Source organism: Vibrio cincinnatiensis (genome assembly GCF_022113815.1).
GTDB lineage: Bacteria > Pseudomonadota > Gammaproteobacteria > Enterobacterales > Vibrionaceae > Vibrio > Vibrio cincinnatiensis_A.
Map to the genome: position 1 here is coordinate 1 of NZ_SGOM01000008.1, position 18,300 is coordinate 18,300.

Here is an 18,300-nt window from a genome sequence, read left to right on the forward strand (position 1 = left end):
CGGGGGTCGCGGGTTCGAGTCCCGTCCGCTCCGCCACTGACATAAATCCCTAGCAGTAATGCTGGGGATTTTTTGTTTCTGCGTTTATCACTTCGATTGGTATACCCATCTGACATATTCACCGGTTCCCCCTCTCTTTGTGACACATTTTCTGCACTTAAGGCTGCTATTCAAAGCTCAATCCTAGTCGACGTTCCATCGTCTAGGGAACCTTGCTGTTATCCTCAAAGATGTAAGTATCTATAAGACCTTGGTTTGTTAGAGAGTCTTGTCTGAATCCGATTCACACTAATTCAATAGGAGCTTGCTTGGGTGAGTAGGAGAAGTTTGATGACGGTAACGTTCTTCACAATAGTATTTCTGTGCCATCCTAATCCCTTAGCTCTTAGTACAATTGGACGCTGAGTTACAGCTTGAAAAAGTTGGAGTATGATTTCTGGATATAAAAAAGCAGGGCTCTGTAACCCTGCTTTCTGTAGAATTAGTTTCTATATCTGTTTCGAGTTATTGACTTGTATTGTTAGTGTCAGTTTCAAGTTTTTGCTCTGCTTTTTTCGCTTTTTCAATCATGGGAGTAATTGTTGAGCCTTGGACTAAAATGGAGAAAACGACAACGGCATAAGTCATTACCATTAGAATCTCTTTTACATCAATTAACTTATCAGGAATCACCATGACCCCAGCAGGAATGGATAAGGCCATTGCTAAAGCTAAGCCACCACGTAATCCCCCCCAAGTAAGGATGTTTATAGACCACGGATTATAGCGGCGGTAACGTTTAAAGCCTAGGTATGAGATAAATACACTTAAGTAGCGGCCAGCAAGTACTAGCGGTATTGAAAATGCCATCAATATCCAGTCTTCTTTATGGAATTCAAACAGTAGCATTGACATACCAATCAATAGAAATAATACGCCATTTAAAAACTCATCAACTAACTCCCAAAAGTGGTCTAAATGTTCTTCACTCTCTTTTGAAAAACCGATAAAACGGGTCCAATTACCAATCATAATACCCGATACCACCATCGCTAATGGACCAGAAACATGGATAACATCAGCAAAAACATAGCCTGCTGTGGGAATACCGATGGTCAGTAATAGCTCCATTGAGTGGTCATTGGTGGCACTAATCAAATAATGGAATAAGAGTCCAAGAAAGAAGCCATAAACAATACCGCCTATTGCTTCTTGAGCAAAAAGAGCGCTGACACTGAGGATGGTCGGAGTTTCATGACCAAAGGCAATAATGAATAAGGTCACAAAAATCACCAAACCAAACCCATCATTAAATAAGGATTCACCTTCTATCTGAGTAGAGATCCGTTTAGGCGCATCAAGTTTCTTGACGATGGCGAGTACAGCAATGGGGTCTGTTGGAGAGATCAGAGAGCCAAACAGTAAGCAATAGATCAGATCAAGCTGAATTCCGATAAACTGACAGAAAACGTAAAGGGCAAAGCCAATAAAAAAGGTAGAGAAGAGAGTCGCACCTAAGGCTAAAACCGTAATTTCCCACTTTTGATCTTTTAGGTTAGGTAGCTTAATACCCAGTCCGCCAGCAAAGAGTAAAAATCCAAGGATTCCTTTAAGTAGAAAACTTTCAAAGTTGATGCTAGTGATGGTCTCTGTTGCAATTTGTGTGAGATGGAACCAATCATTTTGCCCAGCAAGAATGATTAATAATGACAGCATCATTGATCCTGCGGTAATTGCAATGGTTGTTTGCATTTTGACAATTTTGCTATTAATAAAAGCAATCATCATTGCGGCTGCCGATAAGAAGCATAATGTGTAGTAGACCGACATAGTTTTCTCAGTATGTAACAAAATATGAGTGAAATTCTCGGTGGATTGTGAACAAATAGCAAACCTTTTCTGCGCCATATGAGTGATGATTCGTGAGGAAAATAATAAGATTTTAGACGTCTAGATTTCTAATTAATCTATGGTAGGATGTTGAGTAAAGAAAATGGAGTGAGGCTTTACAGTGGGAAGTAATATAAGACAAAAAATTGAAGAGCAACTCAAACAGCGTATTTTATTGATTGATGGTGGCATGGGCACCATGATTCAGGGATATCAGTTGCAAGAGCTGGATTATCGAGGTGAGCGTTTTGCAAACTGGCATTGTGATTTAAAAGGTAACAATGATTTATTGGTACTGACTCAGCCTCAGTTGATCAAAGATATTCATTCCGCTTACTTAGAAGCGGGGGCGGATATTCTTGAAACCAATACCTTTAATGCAACCACGATTGCCATGGCTGATTACGACATGCAATCATTCAGTGCGGAAATTAACTTCGCCGCTGCCCAATTGGCACGTGAAGCGGCCGATGAATGGACGGCTAAAACACCGAATAAACCCCGTTATGTCGCCGGTGTATTAGGTCCAACCAACCGGACATGTTCTCTTTCACCTGATGTTAACGATCCGGGATATCGAAACATTACTTTTGATCAACTCGTGATTGCCTATTCAGAATCGACCCGTGCTTTAATCAAAGGTGGCAGTGACCTTATTTTGATTGAAACGATCTTTGATACTCTGAATGCGAAAGCTTGTGCATTTGCTGTGGATACCGTCTTTGAAGAGTTAGGTATTACTCTCCCCGTAATGATTTCTGGGACGATCACTGATGCCTCCGGCCGTACGCTCTCAGGCCAAACCACAGAAGCCTTTTACAATTCCCTACGCCATGTTCGGCCACTCTCTTTCGGTCTTAACTGTGCTTTAGGGCCGGATGAGCTTCGACAATATGTTGCAGAACTGGCTCGGATCTCTGAAAGCTATGTTTCTGCCCATCCTAATGCTGGTTTACCGAATGCTTTTGGTGAATACGATCTCTCTGCGGAAGAGATGGCTGAGCATATTGCGGAATGGGCAGCCTCTGGTTTTTTAAACTTAGTAGGGGGGTGCTGTGGAACAACACCGGAGCACATTGCTGCAATGGCGAAAGCGGTGGAAGGGATAACCCCACGAGCTTTACCTGAACTCAACGTGGAGTGTCGTTTATCTGGCTTAGAACCACTCAATATTGGTAAAGACACCTTGTTTGTTAACGTGGGGGAGCGGACTAATGTCACGGGTTCAGCACGTTTTAAACGGCTCATTAGAGAAGAACAATATGACGAAGCATTAGAGGTTGCCAGAGAACAAGTGGCTAATGGTGCACAAATCATCGATATCAATATGGATGAAGGGATGTTGGATGCCGAAGCTTGCATGGTTCGATTTTTACAGCTGTGTGCTTCTGAACCTGAAATATCCAAAGTACCGATTATGGTTGATTCCTCTAAATGGGAGGTGATTGAGGCTGGTCTCAAATGCATTCAAGGCAAAGGCATTGTGAACTCTATCTCTCTAAAAGAAGGGAAAGATAAATTTGTTGAACAAGCCAAATTAGTCCGCCGCTATGGTGCGGCTGTAATTGTTATGGCGTTTGATGAAGTCGGCCAAGCCGATACGAAAGAACGAAAAGTTGAAATATGCAGCAATGCTTATCGAATCTTAGTCGATGAAGTGGGCTTCCCTGCGGAAGATATTATTTTTGACCCTAATATTTTTGCCGTGGCAACAGGCATTGATGAACATAATAATTATGCGGTTGATTTTATTGAAGCCGTTGCGGATATTAAGCACAACCTACCATATGCGATGATTTCTGGCGGCGTTTCTAATGTTTCCTTCTCATTTCGTGGTAATAACTATGTTCGAGAAGCGATTCATGCCGTTTTCCTCTATCACTGCTTTAAAAATGGCATGGATATGGGCATTGTTAACGCCGGTCAGCTTGAAATTTACGACAATGTCCCCTTGTCTTTACGTGAAGCGGTGGAAGATGTCGTACTTAACCGTCGACCAGATTCAACAGAACGTTTATTAGAGATAGCAGAACAGTACCGAGAAAATGCAGTAGGTAAGGTTGATGATCCGGCACTATTAGAGTGGCGAACTTGGCCGGTGGAAAAGCGTTTAGAACACGCTTTGGTGAAAGGTATTACTGAGTTTATTGTCGCAGATACGGAAGAAGCTCGTCAGCAAGCTTCCAGACCGATAGATGTGATTGAAGGCCCATTAATGGATGGGATGAACGTGGTGGGTGATCTGTTTGGTGAAGGAAAGATGTTCTTACCCCAAGTGGTAAAATCTGCACGAGTCATGAAACAAGCCGTCGCCTATTTAGAACCTTATATTAATGCGCTGAAACAAGCCGGCTCGACCAATGGCAAAATCTTGCTTGCCACGGTGAAAGGGGATGTACATGACATTGGTAAAAATATTGTCGGTGTGGTTTTGCAATGTAATAACTATGACATTATTGATCTTGGGGTTATGGTCCCTTGTGAGCAGATCTTAAAGGTTGCTCGTGAAGAGAAGGTTGATATTATCGGTCTTTCAGGGTTGATCACTCCGTCGCTGGATGAAATGGTACATGTAGCGAAAGAAATGGAACGACAAGGTTTTGAGTTGCCTCTTCTTATTGGTGGTGCAACCACATCGAAAGCACACACGGCGGTAAAAATTGAACAGAACTACCGTCATCCTGTGGTTTATGTCAATAATGCTTCTCGGGCCGTTGGGGTCTGTTCCTCATTATTATCCGATGAATTGCGCCCCGCTTTTGTAGAAAAACTGAATTTAGATTATGAGCGCACCCGAGATCAACATGCGAGAAAGAAACCGAAAACTCGTCCTGTGAGCCTAGAAAAAGCACGAGCCAATAAAGCGACCATAGATTGGCAAGCTTATACGCCTCCAGTTCCAGCTAAACCGGGCATCCATGTTTTTGAAACCTGCTCTGTTGCGACTTTACGGCATTATATTGATTGGACGCCTTTCTTTATGACTTGGTCTTTGATGGGAAAATATCCCACCATCTTGCAGCATGAAGAAGTGGGGGAAGAGGCTCAACGTCTATTTAATGATGCAAATGAGCTGCTTGATAGGGTTGAACGGGAAGGTATCTTACAAGCCAAAGGGATCTGTGGACTATTTCCTGCCGCTAGTGTGGGTGATGACATTGAAGTCTATACCGATGAAACTCGTTCAGATGTCGCGTATGTTCTGCACCATCTAAGACAGCAAACAGAAAAACCAAAGGGGGCTAACTATTGCTTAGCGGACTATATTGCCCCGAAATCCAGCGGTAAAAAAGACTGGATTGGTGCTTTTGCTGTTACTGGAGGAATTGGTGAGAGAGAGTTAGCGGATGCCTACAAAGCACAAGGGGATGATTATAACGCGATTATGATCCAAGCGGTTGCTGACCGTTTAGCGGAAGCTTTTGCCGAATACTTGCATGAACAAGTTCGTAAGGAAATCTGGGGCTATTCGCCTGATGAAAACTTGGCTAATGACGAGTTGATTCGAGAAAAATATCAAGGGATTCGCCCTGCTCCTGGCTATCCAGCTTGCCCTGAACATACGGAAAAAGGAACCTTGTGGGAGATGTTGAGCGTGGAAGAAACGATTGGTATGTCGTTGACGACAAGTTATGCTATGTGGCCCGGTTCTTCTGTTTCCGGTTGGTATTTCTCTCATCCAGACTCACGTTACTTTGCCATTGCTCAGATCCAAGAAGATCAAGTGCAAAGCTATGCCGAACGAAAAGGGTGGGATAGTGTGATGGCCGAGAAGTGGTTAGGCCCAAATATTAACGGCTAACGGTTGAATAAAAAAGAAGATCACCATCGGTGACCTTCTTTTTTTAGTTTTTCTGAACGATTATGCTTGCTCAAACAGTTCTTGATGCAGTTTTTGAATCACCTGTTTGGCGTCGTTGCTATTGACTAAAAAACACAGGTTATGGGCACTGGCACCATAACAGATCATTCTCAGGTTAAAAGTTTCTAGTGCTCCAAACACCTGTTTAGCATACCCAGGGCGCTCTTTCATTTTATTCCCAATTAATGCCACTAAGCAGAGGTCGTGTTCCACTTCAACGGTACACAGCTCTGCTAACTCTTCACGTACCGCTTGCGGTAATTCAGGGTTTCCACCAGAAGTATCTGTTTTATCTAACGTTAAAGAGACGCTGATTTCAGAGGTTGTGATGAGATCTACAGAGATTTTATGTTTCGCTAAAATTTCAAAAACTTTGGCTAAAAAGCCGTAAGCATGAAACATTTTAGCGCTACGTAACGTAACCATTGTTTGATTACAGCGCAGGGCTAATGCACGAAATAGTGGGGAGCTTTCTACTTCTTGGCGAATCCATGTTCCCCCTTTTTCAGGTTCTTTGGATGAACCGACAAAAACAGGAATACCATGACGAAGTGCTGGTACTAAGGTCGATGGGTGGAGAATTTTGGCTCCAAAGTTTGCCATTTCCGAGGCTTCGCTAAAACTAATTTCAGCAATCGGAGATGCTTTCGGAGCGATGCGAGGGTCCGTCGTATAAATGCCGGGAACATCGGTCCAAATCTCTAAACCACACGCGTGTAGAGATTCTGCGATCAGCGCGGCGGAATAATCACTTCCTCCGCGTCCCAAAGTAGTTGTATTGCCCTGTTCATCAGAACCAATAAAGCCTTGAGTAATTACGACGTGTTGTTGGCACAGTGGTAATAACTGTTCTTGCGCTAATTGTTTTAGCTCCTCGACTTGTGGTTCGGCTCGGCCATAGTGAGTATCGGTCCGCATGACTTGGCGAATATCAAAGCGTTGAGCGTTGACGCCACGTTCACACATCAATTGTGTTAAAATATGGGTCGACATTAATTCACCACAGGCGACTAAGTGATCGGTCAACTTTTTGCTGGTTTGGAATGATGCCGCTTCTGCTGCACTGGCCACACTCTCTAAGATCGTATCAACCTCGGCTGCAACTGTTGCTGCATCTGACAGTTGCTCGATGATCGAGTGATGAATTTCTGTCAGTTTTTGAATAATGGCTTGACGCTCTTCAGGCGCTTGAATGCCATTGGCGAGTTCAACTAATAAATTGGTTACCCCAGAACAGGCGCTGATCACCACAAGTTTGGTTTGTGGATTTTGTTCTATAATCGCTGAGCAACGGCTCATCGCTTCGAAGTTTGCGACACTGGTTCCGCCAAATTTGGCCACATTGAATACGCTCACGGCACTTCTCCCGATATTTCCTATAAATAAAATGGTTGGTAAACCAACTTCCAATGTTTGAAGAGAGACAATTTAGAGCAAAGTAGAGGGATAACAACTGGTAGGTTTCCTCAGAAGCTCTTCATCAGTGGATTCTGATGACAGTTGATAGGATTCAGCCCAATCAACCGATAAATCAAAGCCTCACCTTTGGTTTATCTCGGCACTGCTCCCCCTGAATGTCCTGTTTTGGAGTTGAGGCTCCACAAAACATCTACCTGGGCAGTGCTCCTCTTCTGCTTAAATAGCCTATTCATTGAACGGTTTTGTCTCATGAATGTCAATCGTAAATGTTTGATAAAATGAAAATAAAAATGACCAAAATGTGAAACTGGTTTGACCTCTAGACTTCAGTCGAATTGTGACCAAGAAAGATTTGCATTAACCTTGATGTTCTTACTTTCAAAAGCAAGGAGCGGCTATGAGCATCCGCAGTTTTATCCCACCTCATCGTATACTCATGGGCCCCGGTCCATCAGATATTTACCCACAAGTATTACAGGCTTTGAGTCGTCCAACGGTTGGTCACCTTGATCCACTTTTTATTGGAATGATGGATGAACTTAAACAGTTATTAAAATATGCCTTTCAGACAAAAAACGAATTCACTATTGCGGTTTCCGCTCCCGGTAGTGCGGGAATGGAGGCGTGTTTTGTTAACTTAGTTGAGCCTGGCGATAAAGTCATTGTCTGTCGTAATGGCGTGTTTGGCGAGCGAATGCGGGAAAATGCGGTTCGCTGTGGAGGGGAGGTTGTCGTTATTGATGACGAGTGGGGTAAGCCTGTCTCTGTGGATAAAGTTGCGGAAGGATTAAAGCGGCATCCTGATGCGAAAATTTTAGCTTTTGTGCATGCTGAAACCTCAACGGGCGCGTTAAGTGATGCACAAGCATTAGGTCAATTAGCGAAACAGCATAATATGCTGACGATTGTGGATGCCGTGACATCTTTAGGAGGGGTTCCACTCTTAGTGGATGAATGGCAATTAGATGCCGTCTACTCCGGTAGTCAAAAATGTCTTTCTTGCGTACCGGGGCTTGCCCCTTTGACTTTTTCGCCTAAAGCAATAGAGAAAATTCAATCTCGAACAACGCCCATTCAAAGTTGGTTTTTAGATCAAAGTTTAGTTTTAGGGTATTGGAGTGGGGAAGGAAAACGCAGTTATCACCATACGGCCCCTGTGAATAGTTTATATGCGTTACATGAAGCGTTATTGTTACTCAAAAATGAGGGGTTAGAAAATGCGTGGACCCGCCATCAACAGATGCATACAAAACTCAAACAAGGGCTAGAAAAATTAGGGCTAACGTTTGTGGTTGATGAAGCCAGTCGCCTGCCTCAACTCAATGCCGTTTATATTCCTTCAGGCGTTGACGATGTGGAGGTTCGTCATTCCCTTCTTAATGAATATAATTTAGAACTAGGGGCTGGATTGGGCGTGTTAGCGGGTAAAACGTGGCGGATCGGTGTGATGGGATATGGCGCAAGATCAGAAAATATTGCTCTTTGTCTTAAAGCATTAGAAGAAGTCCTTATCCGATAAAGAAGCTCTTCTCCAAGTGGTTGGCAACCGCTTGGAGAAGGTAAATATCACATTAACCCGCCGATGAACTTGCCGAGCTTTCGGTAGGGCGTTGGTCGAGTTGCAAACTAAAATCATATTCAGGAAAAAGAAATTCAGCCTCGAATCGAATCTGTTCAGCTCGGCTATAATCCCCTATGCCTTGATAAGCTAAAATTAAATTATGATAAAACATTGGGCGTGGCTTATGCCTGATGATTTGCTGTGACCAATCAATATAAGGCTGGATGTATTTTGCTTGCTGTTGATGCAAGCCAATGTTCAAGTAAGTGCTATAAATATCCCAGTCAAAGCGTTCTTTCCACACTATAGGATTGGTGACTTTTTGTAAAATGTTTGGATCTCTAGGGTGAGATTTTTCAAATTGAGTCAAGATGTAATTGCTGTGTAAGGCACTGACCATGTAAAGGCTGGTGGCTATCGGCAGCATTAAACTTGTTACACGTAATAAAGACTTACTGATCTGGCTAAAGGGGATAATATGGTATTTTGCGACTCGTTGTTCTATCCAAAATAATAAAATAACGAAGCTTATCCAATGAATGGCTGAGTGGTAAAACGGATATTCTAGTTGGCTATGCAAGGTGATTGGAACCAATAAGGCGAGCATGGCTCGTCTTGTCCCTTTTTTCGCTGAACGTAATCGGATTAAGATAAATCCAGCCGCGAGCACAATCCCTACTAAAGGCAATAACCCACCTTCTACTCCCCAGAATAAGAGTTCATTATGAGGGTGATCCATCGCAGCAAGGCCGGAAGGGTAGCTTGGGTTGAGTTGATGTTGTCGGGCTGTGTAAAGGATATACTGCGCTTCAAAATTCCCATACCCATAACCAGTGAAGGGTTTTTCAATCAGCATATCTAATGTTTGTGGGAAGGTATACTGACGAGCACTCTTTATCCCTAATTTTTGAGCGACCTGCTCACCTGCACTTTGGCTATACATAGCAACAAAGCCCAGTAAAATGCCTGTTAGCGTAGCCATCAGCCAGTTGATAAAACGTTGTCTGGGAGAGAAACGGTATAAATAAGGTAAGAGCAATATCACACCAATCAGGGTTGCCAACCAGCCAGTACGTGAGGCTAAAACAACCAGTAAAGGAAGGGTGAGTAGGGGCGTTAAATAAAGTAAACCGACTTCTCGAAGATGTTTGTTGTATTTTTTAGGTTGGCGAGCCAGTAGATAGCCGGAGAGAATCAATCCAGTGGCTAGAAAGCTGGCCATCACATTGGGTTGCTGAAATATGCCATAAGGTCGATTGGCGATGGCATCGTATCCGAATGGGTTATTGGGAGGTAAGAAAAAGTATTGGAATAACCCCCACAGCGCCTCAATCAGACATGCGAGTATGATGTACCAAAGCAGCCGTTGCTTGTGCTTATTGCTAAAATGGAATTGCTGTAACACGACAAAGAAAACAAAGCCGGCCCATAACCCAGTCAACCGACCGAGACTTCCTTGCCAATAAGCATTTGTGTAGAGGATGGGAAGAGAAAGAATAATACAACACAGTAATAAAATTAAGGTGAGTTTCGAATAGCGTATGATTTGCTCTGTAGCTAATTGATATAGGCCGATGGCAATGGCAATGCTGACGGCAATCCAAGTGGTGGGATTAAAAGATAAAGCCAACCCTGAGCCTCCTGGGTTTGGCATGAAAAAATGCATCGCCACTAAATAAGCACATCCCACCGCGAGAAGAAATGCTTTATTTAACGGAGCTTTCGGTGTTTGGGGCTCAAGCTGTGTACCGCTCAGTAGCAAGGTTGCCATAAGTCTCACTATCTATAATGAAAAAAAAGAAACCAGTACTAAGCGACTGGTTTCTGTACTTTAACGCTTTTTTTTATCTCAATATAGGGTTATCCCACCAATATTGGTTTTAGAAAGCGTGCTGTGTGTGATCCTTCGACTTGCGCCACATCTTCCGGAGTTCCTTCGGCAATAATTAATCCGCCACCTTGCCCTCCTTCAGGCCCCAGATCAACGATCCAGTCAGCGGTTTTAATCACATCAAGGTTGTGTTCAATAACCACCACAGTATTCCCTCTGTCGCGTAAACGGTGCAAAACTGTTAACAACTGTTGAATATCGTGGAAATGCAGCCCTGTTGTCGGCTCATCAAGGATATACAAGGTTTTTCCTGTATCCCGCTTAGATAGCTCACGAGCCAGTTTAACCCTTTGTGCTTCGCCTCCAGACAAAGTGGTCGCCGATTGTCCTAACCGAATATAGGATAAGCCTACATCGATTAACGTTTGTAATTTGCGTGCAATAACGGGAATGGGTTTGAAAAAGGTATGAGCATCTTCGATGGTCATATCCAAAACTTCATCAATAGTTTTCCCTTTATAGCGAACTTCCAATGTTTCGCGGTTGTAACGTTTTCCTTTACATGCATCACAAGGGACGTATACATCGGGTAAAAAGTGCATTTCAACTTTGATGACGCCATCGCCCTGACAAGCTTCACAGCGTCCTCCTCGTACGTTAAAACTGAATCGACCGGGCTTATAACCGCGTGAGCGAGACTCTTGAGTACCAGAGAAAAGCTCTCGGATTGGGGTGAAAATTCCCGTATAGGTGGCAGGATTAGAACGAGGTGTACGACCTATTGGACTTTGATCAATATCGATAACTTTATCAAAGTGTTCTAGCCCTTTGATGTCTTTATAAGGTGCCGGTGTCGCGGTTGTTGCTCCGTTTAATGCTGTGTGCGCAATACTAAAAAAGGTATCATTAATTAAGGTGGATTTACCCGAGCCAGAGACACCGGTAACACAAGTAAATAGACCCACCGGAAGTGAGAGGGTGACATTTTTTAGGTTATTGCCTGAAGCACCAATCAACTGGACGATTTTCTTAGGATCTCGTGCAACGCGCTGCTTGGGAACCTCGATTTTCTTCACGCCACTTAGATATTGGCCCGTCAGTGAATCGGGCGTGGCAATGATTTTTTCAACATCCCCTTCTGCGACAATCGTTCCTCCATGTACGCCAGCCCCAGGGCCAATATCAATGACATGATCCGCCATACGAATGGCATCTTCGTCATGCTCGACCACTAAAACAGTGTTACCGAGATCTCTTAAATGGATTAAGGTTTTAAGCAAGCGTTCATTGTCTCGTTGGTGAAGGCCAATCGAAGGTTCATCCAACACATACATAACGCCCACTAACCCTGCTCCAATTTGGCTCGCTAAGCGTATACGTTGGGCTTCACCACCAGACAGTGTTTCAGCACTTCGTGATAAGTTTAGATAATTCAGACCAACATTGACCAGAAATTGCAGGCGGTCATTGATCTCTTTCATGACTTTATCGGCAATTTGTGCTCGTTGACCTTCTAATTGGAGTGATTGGAAAAAGGTTAATGCATCGGCAATGCTGAGTTCGACCACTTCGGGCAATGCCGTGTTATTAATAAACACGTTCCGAGCTTCAATGCGTAAACGTGTACCATGGCAACTGGCGCAGGGTTTGGTCGAGATATATTTTACTAACTCTTCACGTACGGAATTAGACTCTGTTTCTCGATAGCGACGCTCTAAGTTATGCAAAATTCCTTCAAAAGGATGACGTTTTACCCGAGTGTCCCCTCGATCATTAATGTACTTAAATTCAATTTCACTGCGCCCCGATCCTTGTAAAATTACCTCTTGAATACGTTTCGGTAATTTATTAAAGGGGACATGCAAATCAAAATCATAGTGTTCAGCCAGTGAAGTGAGCATTTGAAAATAGTAATAATTCTTTTGATCCCAGCCTCGAATGGCCCCTTGTGCAAGGCTTAAGTTTGCGTCTTGAATGACTCGGCTTGGATCAAAATATTGCTGTACACCTAATCCATCACAGGTTGGGCACGCTCCGGCTGGGTTATTAAATGAGAATAGGCGGGGTTCCAGTTCTCGCATACTATAGCCGCAGTGAGGGCAGGCAAAATTGGCTGAAAAAATCAGTTCTTCACCTTCGCCCTCCATAGGGGCAATCACGACCAGCCCCCCTGATAATTCAAGCGCAGTTTCAAAGGATTCGGCTAAACGTTGCTGGAGATCCGATCGGATTTTAAAGCGATCAACCACCACTTCAATGGTATGTTTCTTGTGCAATTCCAGTGTGGGGGGATCAGAAAGATCACAGGTTTCTCCATCAATTCGTGCTCGAATAAACCCTTGTGCTGCTAAATTTTCTAAGGTTTTAACATGCTCCCCTTTACGCTCTTTAATGATGGGAGCCAGCAGCATCATTTTTGAACCTTCAGGTAACATTAGGACTTGATCGACCATCTGGCTGATGGTTTGTGCAGCAAGAGGAACATGGTGTTCTGGGCAGCGAGGTTCTCCGACTCGTGCGTACAGTAAGCGCAAGTAGTCATACATTTCCGTGATGGTTCCCACGGTTGATCGTGGGTTATGAGAAGTCGATTTTTGCTCGATAGAGATAGCAGGAGAAAGCCCTTCGATATGATCTACATCTGGTTTTTCCATCAAAGATAAAAACTGCCTTGCATAGGCGGAAAGGGATTCCACATAACGGCGTTGCCCTTCTGCATAAAGAGTATCAAAGGCGAGAGAGGATTTACCTGAGCCCGATAAACCTGTGACCACAATTAATTTATCACGGGGAATCGTCAGGTTGATATTCTTTAAATTATGGGTACGAGCGCCACGTACTTCGATTGTGTCCATCAGATCAACTCAATGTAATGCCAAGTTGCTCAAGTATTACATAGAGTGAGATTTGTGCAAAGAATCACTGGATAAAAAAACAGTAAAAAAATAATGCCATCGTATGGATGGCATTATTGACAGGCGGTCAATCAATGACTAAGACTTTGTCGTAGACTGTTTCGCTAGAGTCACTTGCTGTTCGTTTTCTTGATATAAATGTTCGTAACAGTAGTTTGTGGCTTCAATATAGCCTTCTACGCTACCGCAATCGAAGCGTTTACCTTTAAATTTATAGGCAAGAACACATCCCGCTTTAGCTTGCTTGAGCAAAGCATCGGTAATTTGAATTTCTCCCCCTTTACCGGGGGCCGTTTGTTCAATTAGCTCAAAAATATCAGGAGTAAGAATATAGCGACCAATGATGGCTAAATTACTTGGTGCAGTACCTGCTTCTGGTTTCTCGACCATATCATCGACACGGAAAAGATCGTCTTTAATCATTTCTCCGGCTATCACACCGTATTTATGTGTTTCATCAGCAGGAACTTCTTGCACAGCAACAATTGAGCAACGAAATTGTTTATAAAGCGCCACCATTTGCGCCAGAACACCTTGTTGTTCATTGACGCATAAATCGTCTGCCAATACGACGGCAAATGGTTCGTCGCCAACTAATTCTCGTCCGGTCAAAATGGCATGGCCTAAGCCTTTCATTTCACGCTGACGAATATAGGTAAATTGTGCAGTTTCAATGATTTGTCGAATATCAACCAACAGCTCTTCTTTGTTGGTACCACGAATTTGATGTTCCAATTCATAGTTCATATCGAAGTGATCCATGATGGCGTGTTTTCCGCGCCCAGTCACAATACACATGCCTGTCATTCCCGCTTGAATCGCTTCTTCAACCCCATATTCAATCAGAGGTTTATTGACGACGGGCATCATCTCTTTGGGCATGGATTTGGTGGCGGGAAGAAAACGGGTGCCGTAGCCAGCTGCCGGGAAAAGGCATTTTTTGATCATAGTAAAAGCCCTGTTGTTATGAATTATTAATAGAAAAAATAACGGTAACCCTTCTTGAACTTCTTGAAGAGGTGGTATTCGCTGGCAACCTTGGCTTAGCTTATAAAGCCTATGTTACACAAGAGAGTACCGTGAAGTTTGTCTATGTTGAGTCATGAATGACAAGAGTGTTGCAACTTTATCATGTTCTGTTTTGAGTATTTAGCACATTTTCAACCTTGTTGACTGAAAATGTGCTGATAAGCTCAATTAAGAAAAGAGACGTTGGTTGGCCCATGCAATCGCTTGAGTCCGGTTTTTGACGGATATTTTCTTAAATATTTGGTACAGATGGGATTTTACTGTGAATTCACTGATAAATAAGTTTTCAGCAATATGCATATTGGAGGCTCCCGTTTGTAAGCAACGTAAGATCTGAAGCTCTCTCGCGGTCAAGTTAATGGCTGCTTTGATTTGATGATCTTGGAAAAAGTAACGGTAATAATGCAGTAATTGGTTCGATACATGGCGTGGTAGCCAGTTTTGTCCATTGATGATTTCTGCCAGTCCATTTGCTAATTTATCAGCGGTTGCCGTTTGGTAGAACACGCCTTTCAAGTTCCCAAAACTTAATAACGTATCAGTGTGTAAGCGCTTATCTACATTAAAGAGAATGGTTTCGAGGTGAGAACTGGTTAATTTTAAAGGGCCGAGACGCTGCCTGAGCGCTTCATGTTGCTGGTAATCAAGCAACAAAATTTTATGTTTTGAATGTTGGTAAGTACTAACAAGCTGCTCTGGTTCAATTTGGGGAATGGGAATTGTAAGCTGTTCCATGGCTTGGTGAAGAAGAGGAGGGGTGGCACTTTTTTCATCTAACGTGAGGTAGTACATGGTTCGTGCATAGTTTGATCTTGGCATGACTGCATCCTTGAGTATGGCGAAGATTGAATAGGGTGCTAACCATGCCGAAAAATAAGGCCTGATGTGAAATTTGAATGTTTATTTTGCGTCGCTTTTCAATTTGGTAAGTAAATGAGGATTTTATCAAAACTGAAAAAAGTGAGAATGGTCGTAAAAAATCGATAGTGTCTATCGATTATCCGCTCTCTGATCGGCACACTTCGAGAGGTGATTGGTACTGGTAAGAAAGCGTGGTATTCTTGCAAACTATTTCTAAATCCAATATGGAAAACGGAGCAAACAATGGCAACCCGTGGTGTGAACAAAGTTATCCTGATCGGCAACTTAGGTCAGGATCCAGAGGTTCGCTATATGCCGAGTGGTGATGCGATGGTCAATCTGACTGTGGCGACTTCAGAAACTTGGCGTGATAAAGCGACCGGCGAACAACGTGAAAAAACAGAATGGCATCGTGTCTCTGTCTTCGGTAAAACTGCTGAATTTATTGGTGAGTATGCCAAAAAAGGCACACAAGTTTATATTGATGGGCAGCTACAGACCCGTAAATGGCAAGATCAGCAAGGTCAAGAAAGATACACCACAGAGGTGGTTGTTCGTTGGCCAACGGGTGAAGTTCAGCTTTTGGGTAACCGAGGTCAGCAAGGCGGAGCTCCAGCACAAGGTGGCATGAACCAAGGCCAGCAAAGTAACTGGGGACAGCCACAGCAACCTGCCGCTCATTCTCCTAGACCGCAGCAGCAACAAGCGGCTTCTCAACCAGCTCAGCCTCAATATAATGAGCCACCTATGGATTTTGACGACGACATCCCATTCTAGGACTCTATTTGTAAAAAAAGCCGCGAAATACGCGGCTTTTTTATATAGTTACTGAATGCTTTATCGCGTCACTTGTCTGCTTATCGCTTATGCAGCGAGTTTATTGGTTTTTTAACCATACTGAGTGGTATATTAGCTCCATTTTCTCAATCAGTGGGTGAGAAGGAAATTCAGTTTCATGCGCTATACCCCAACTCTTAAATTGAGTACACGTTTAGTCGCTTTTGTTACTTTAATCGTAACAAGTGCGATGTTTATTCTTTTTCTAGGGGGAACCCTCTCTTTTCAAAAAATGGGGCAAGAGTATTTGAATCACTATCTGAACGGTATTGTTGATGTAGTGGACAAAGAACTTAAAGATCCTGAGGCAACGGATTCAATGCAACGTTGGATGCCAAAAATGTTACAAGCCTCGAACATCGTCGAAATGCAGCTCTCTTCTGAGGCTGGCATTGTGTATCGCTTTAACGATACCTCCTCCAAGATAGCACCAGAACGTTTGTACCAAGCCGACTTCGCTTTATCTCATAATCAAGGGTACAACATACATTTCAAAGCAGTGCCTCCTTATTTGAGCTACAACTATTCAATGGGAACGATGGGTTCCATTTCCCTTGCGGTTGCTTTGATCATTTTTTGCTTAATACAAGGCGTTAAGTGGTTAAAAGCGCAATTATTGGGTTCAGAATTGCTTGAAGAGAGAGGGCGAATGATTCTGGCGGGGCGGGTGGAGCAATATGCTAAAGGTGATGCTCGTGAATGGCCTTATACCGCTAGTGAAGCGATGGACCGCTTAATCGAAGAATTACAAGATGCTCGACAAGAACGAAGCCGCTTTGACAGTTTTATTCGTAGTCAAACCTTTCTTGATCAATTAACTGGAGCGGCGAACCGAGTGTTGTTCGACAGTAAATTAGAGTCTGGTTTATTGGAAAGTGGGGCTCGTGGCGGAGTGATTATGGTCCGGCTCGATGAACTTGATGTTGTGAGAGAAGAATTGGGTCAGCGAGTGGTGGATGACTTAGTGGTTGAAGTGGGGGAATGTATTTCCAACATTATTACTCGCTATCCTGATGTGATTTTATCTCGTTATTATGAATCGGTATTTGCGATATTCATGCCTCACCAAGGTTCCCGAGAGGTGGTCCATGTTGCCAGCCAATGCCTTAAATTTATTGAAAAGATCATTCCTCCACTTCCCTTAGATCGTGATAACTGGGTTCACATAGGCATGAGTATGTATCAAGAAGGGGAGCGACGAGGTCGAATTATTGATGAAGCCGAAACGGCTTTACGTAGCGCCCAGATGCAGGGGGGAAATGCTTGGAGTCGTTTTAAAAAAGTGGCGAAGGCAGAGGATGAACGGGGCAGTGTTCGTTGGCGAACGCTATTTGATCAAATTCTCCTTCCTGAGAAAATCAGCTTATTCCGACAGGCGTGCTATTTAATTACCTCATCGAATGACTTAACATTAGTGCATCATGAGCTATTTGCGCGCATTTACGATCCTGCTCAAGGTTTACTCAAAGCCTCCCGTTTCATTTCTGCTGTAGAAACCGTGGGATATGAAATGATTTTGGATCGGGCTGTGTTTATTCGTGCTCTAGAATTAATTCGAGATGAACAAATAACAGAGCACTATTCGGTTAATCTCCACATTGTCCCCTTTGCTGATAAGCTTTATTGGCGATGGTTTCGCAATGAATTAATGCAATTACCCAGTGCTTTACGCTCAAGACTTTCCTTTGAGTTTGCGGAAGGCCGATTAGTTCAGCACCTTGACTATATGCGTCCCGTCCTAAAAATGATCAGCGGTTTGGGATGTCAGTTAGTCGTGGGACAAGCTGGACGCACGATAGTGACCACTCACTATATTAAAGATTTACGTATTGATTATCTCAAACTCCATCGAAGTTTGATAAAAAACATTCACCAACGCCATGAAAATCAACTGTTTGTACGCAGTTTGATCGGGGTTTGTAGTGGCACACCAACTCAAGTGATTGCGGTTGGGGTTGAAAATGAAGCAGAGTGGCAATGTTTACTCTCTTTAGGTGTTAATGGCGTTCAAGGACGGTTGTTTGACGCAGAGCAACCTTTGTCGGTTCCTCCTCTTTCAATCAATCAGCCTTATGTTAAGCCAGGTAAAAGAAACCGATGGCGGACTAAGTAGTAA

At 43.3% G+C, this 18,300-nt stretch carries 10 protein-coding genes and 1 riboswitch; of the genes, 4 read left to right on the plus strand and 6 right to left on the minus strand.

Annotated elements, in window-relative coordinates; all coding sequences use genetic code 11:
- Positions 1–504: 504 nt before the first annotated feature.
- Positions 505–1,809, minus strand: a complete 1,305-nt coding sequence (locus EXA13_RS11045) for a cation:proton antiporter (RefSeq protein WP_238133237.1) — start codon at positions 1,807–1,809, stop codon at positions 505–507.
- A 181-nt stretch (positions 1,810–1,990) separates the two neighbouring features.
- Here EXA13_RS11045 and metH point away from each other — a divergent pair, with 181 nt between their 5' ends.
- Entirely contained in the window at positions 1,991–5,671 is a 3,681-nt protein-coding gene (metH, locus tag EXA13_RS11050) for a methionine synthase (RefSeq protein ID WP_238133238.1), read from the plus strand.
- Between the two features lie 60 nt (positions 5,672–5,731).
- On the opposite strand, the gene lysC is transcribed toward metH, so the two are convergent.
- Positions 5,732–7,087, minus strand: coding sequence for a lysine-sensitive aspartokinase 3 (gene lysC, locus EXA13_RS11055; RefSeq protein WP_238133239.1), 1,356 nt, complete (start codon positions 7,085–7,087; stop codon positions 5,732–5,734).
- A 106-nt stretch (positions 7,088–7,193) separates the two neighbouring features.
- Positions 7,194–7,370: riboswitch (Lysine riboswitch) on the minus strand.
- Positions 7,371–7,547: 177 nt separating this feature from the next.
- Here lysC and EXA13_RS11060 point away from each other — a divergent pair.
- On the plus strand, positions 7,548–8,669 hold the full coding sequence (locus tag EXA13_RS11060; protein ID WP_238133240.1) for a pyridoxal-phosphate-dependent aminotransferase family protein: 1,122 nt from the start codon (positions 7,548–7,550) through the stop codon (positions 8,667–8,669).
- Positions 8,670–8,721: 52 nt separating this feature from the next.
- Here the strand turns inward: EXA13_RS11060 and EXA13_RS11065 are convergent, their stop codons facing one another.
- The 4 genes from EXA13_RS11065 to EXA13_RS11080 all read right to left on the minus strand — a co-directional run bounded on the left by EXA13_RS11065 (position 8,722) and on the right by EXA13_RS11080 (position 15,305).
- Positions 8,722–10,482, minus strand: coding sequence for a PglL family O-oligosaccharyltransferase (locus EXA13_RS11065; RefSeq protein WP_269136926.1), 1,761 nt, complete (start codon positions 10,480–10,482; stop codon positions 8,722–8,724).
- Positions 10,483–10,571: 89 nt separating this feature from the next.
- Positions 10,572–13,397 carry an excinuclease ABC subunit UvrA gene (uvrA, locus tag EXA13_RS11070; protein WP_238133242.1) on the minus strand — a complete coding sequence of 942 codons (2,826 nt, stop codon included), beginning with the start codon at positions 13,395–13,397 and terminating at the stop codon, positions 10,572–10,574.
- A gap of 138 nt (positions 13,398–13,535) precedes the next feature.
- A complete protein-coding gene (gene galU / locus EXA13_RS11075; RefSeq protein ID WP_238133243.1) occupies positions 13,536–14,405 on the minus strand; it encodes a UTP--glucose-1-phosphate uridylyltransferase GalU in 870 nt (289 codons plus the stop codon).
- A gap of 249 nt (positions 14,406–14,654) precedes the next feature.
- Positions 14,655–15,305, minus strand: a complete 651-nt coding sequence (locus EXA13_RS11080) for a LuxR C-terminal-related transcriptional regulator (RefSeq protein ID WP_238133244.1) — start codon at positions 15,303–15,305, stop codon at positions 14,655–14,657.
- A gap of 285 nt (positions 15,306–15,590) precedes the next feature.
- Between EXA13_RS11080 and EXA13_RS11085 the strand changes: the two genes are divergently transcribed.
- Together EXA13_RS11085 and csrD are read left to right on the plus strand one after the other, a co-directional pair.
- Positions 15,591–16,124 (plus strand): single-stranded DNA-binding protein, encoded by a 534-nt coding sequence (locus EXA13_RS11085; RefSeq protein ID WP_238133245.1) that lies wholly within the window; start codon positions 15,591–15,593, stop codon positions 16,122–16,124.
- 178 nt (positions 16,125–16,302) lie between these two features.
- Entirely contained in the window at positions 16,303–18,297 is a 1,995-nt protein-coding gene (csrD, locus tag EXA13_RS11090; protein ID WP_238133246.1) for an RNase E specificity factor CsrD, read from the plus strand.
- Positions 18,298–18,300 lie beyond the last annotated feature (3 nt).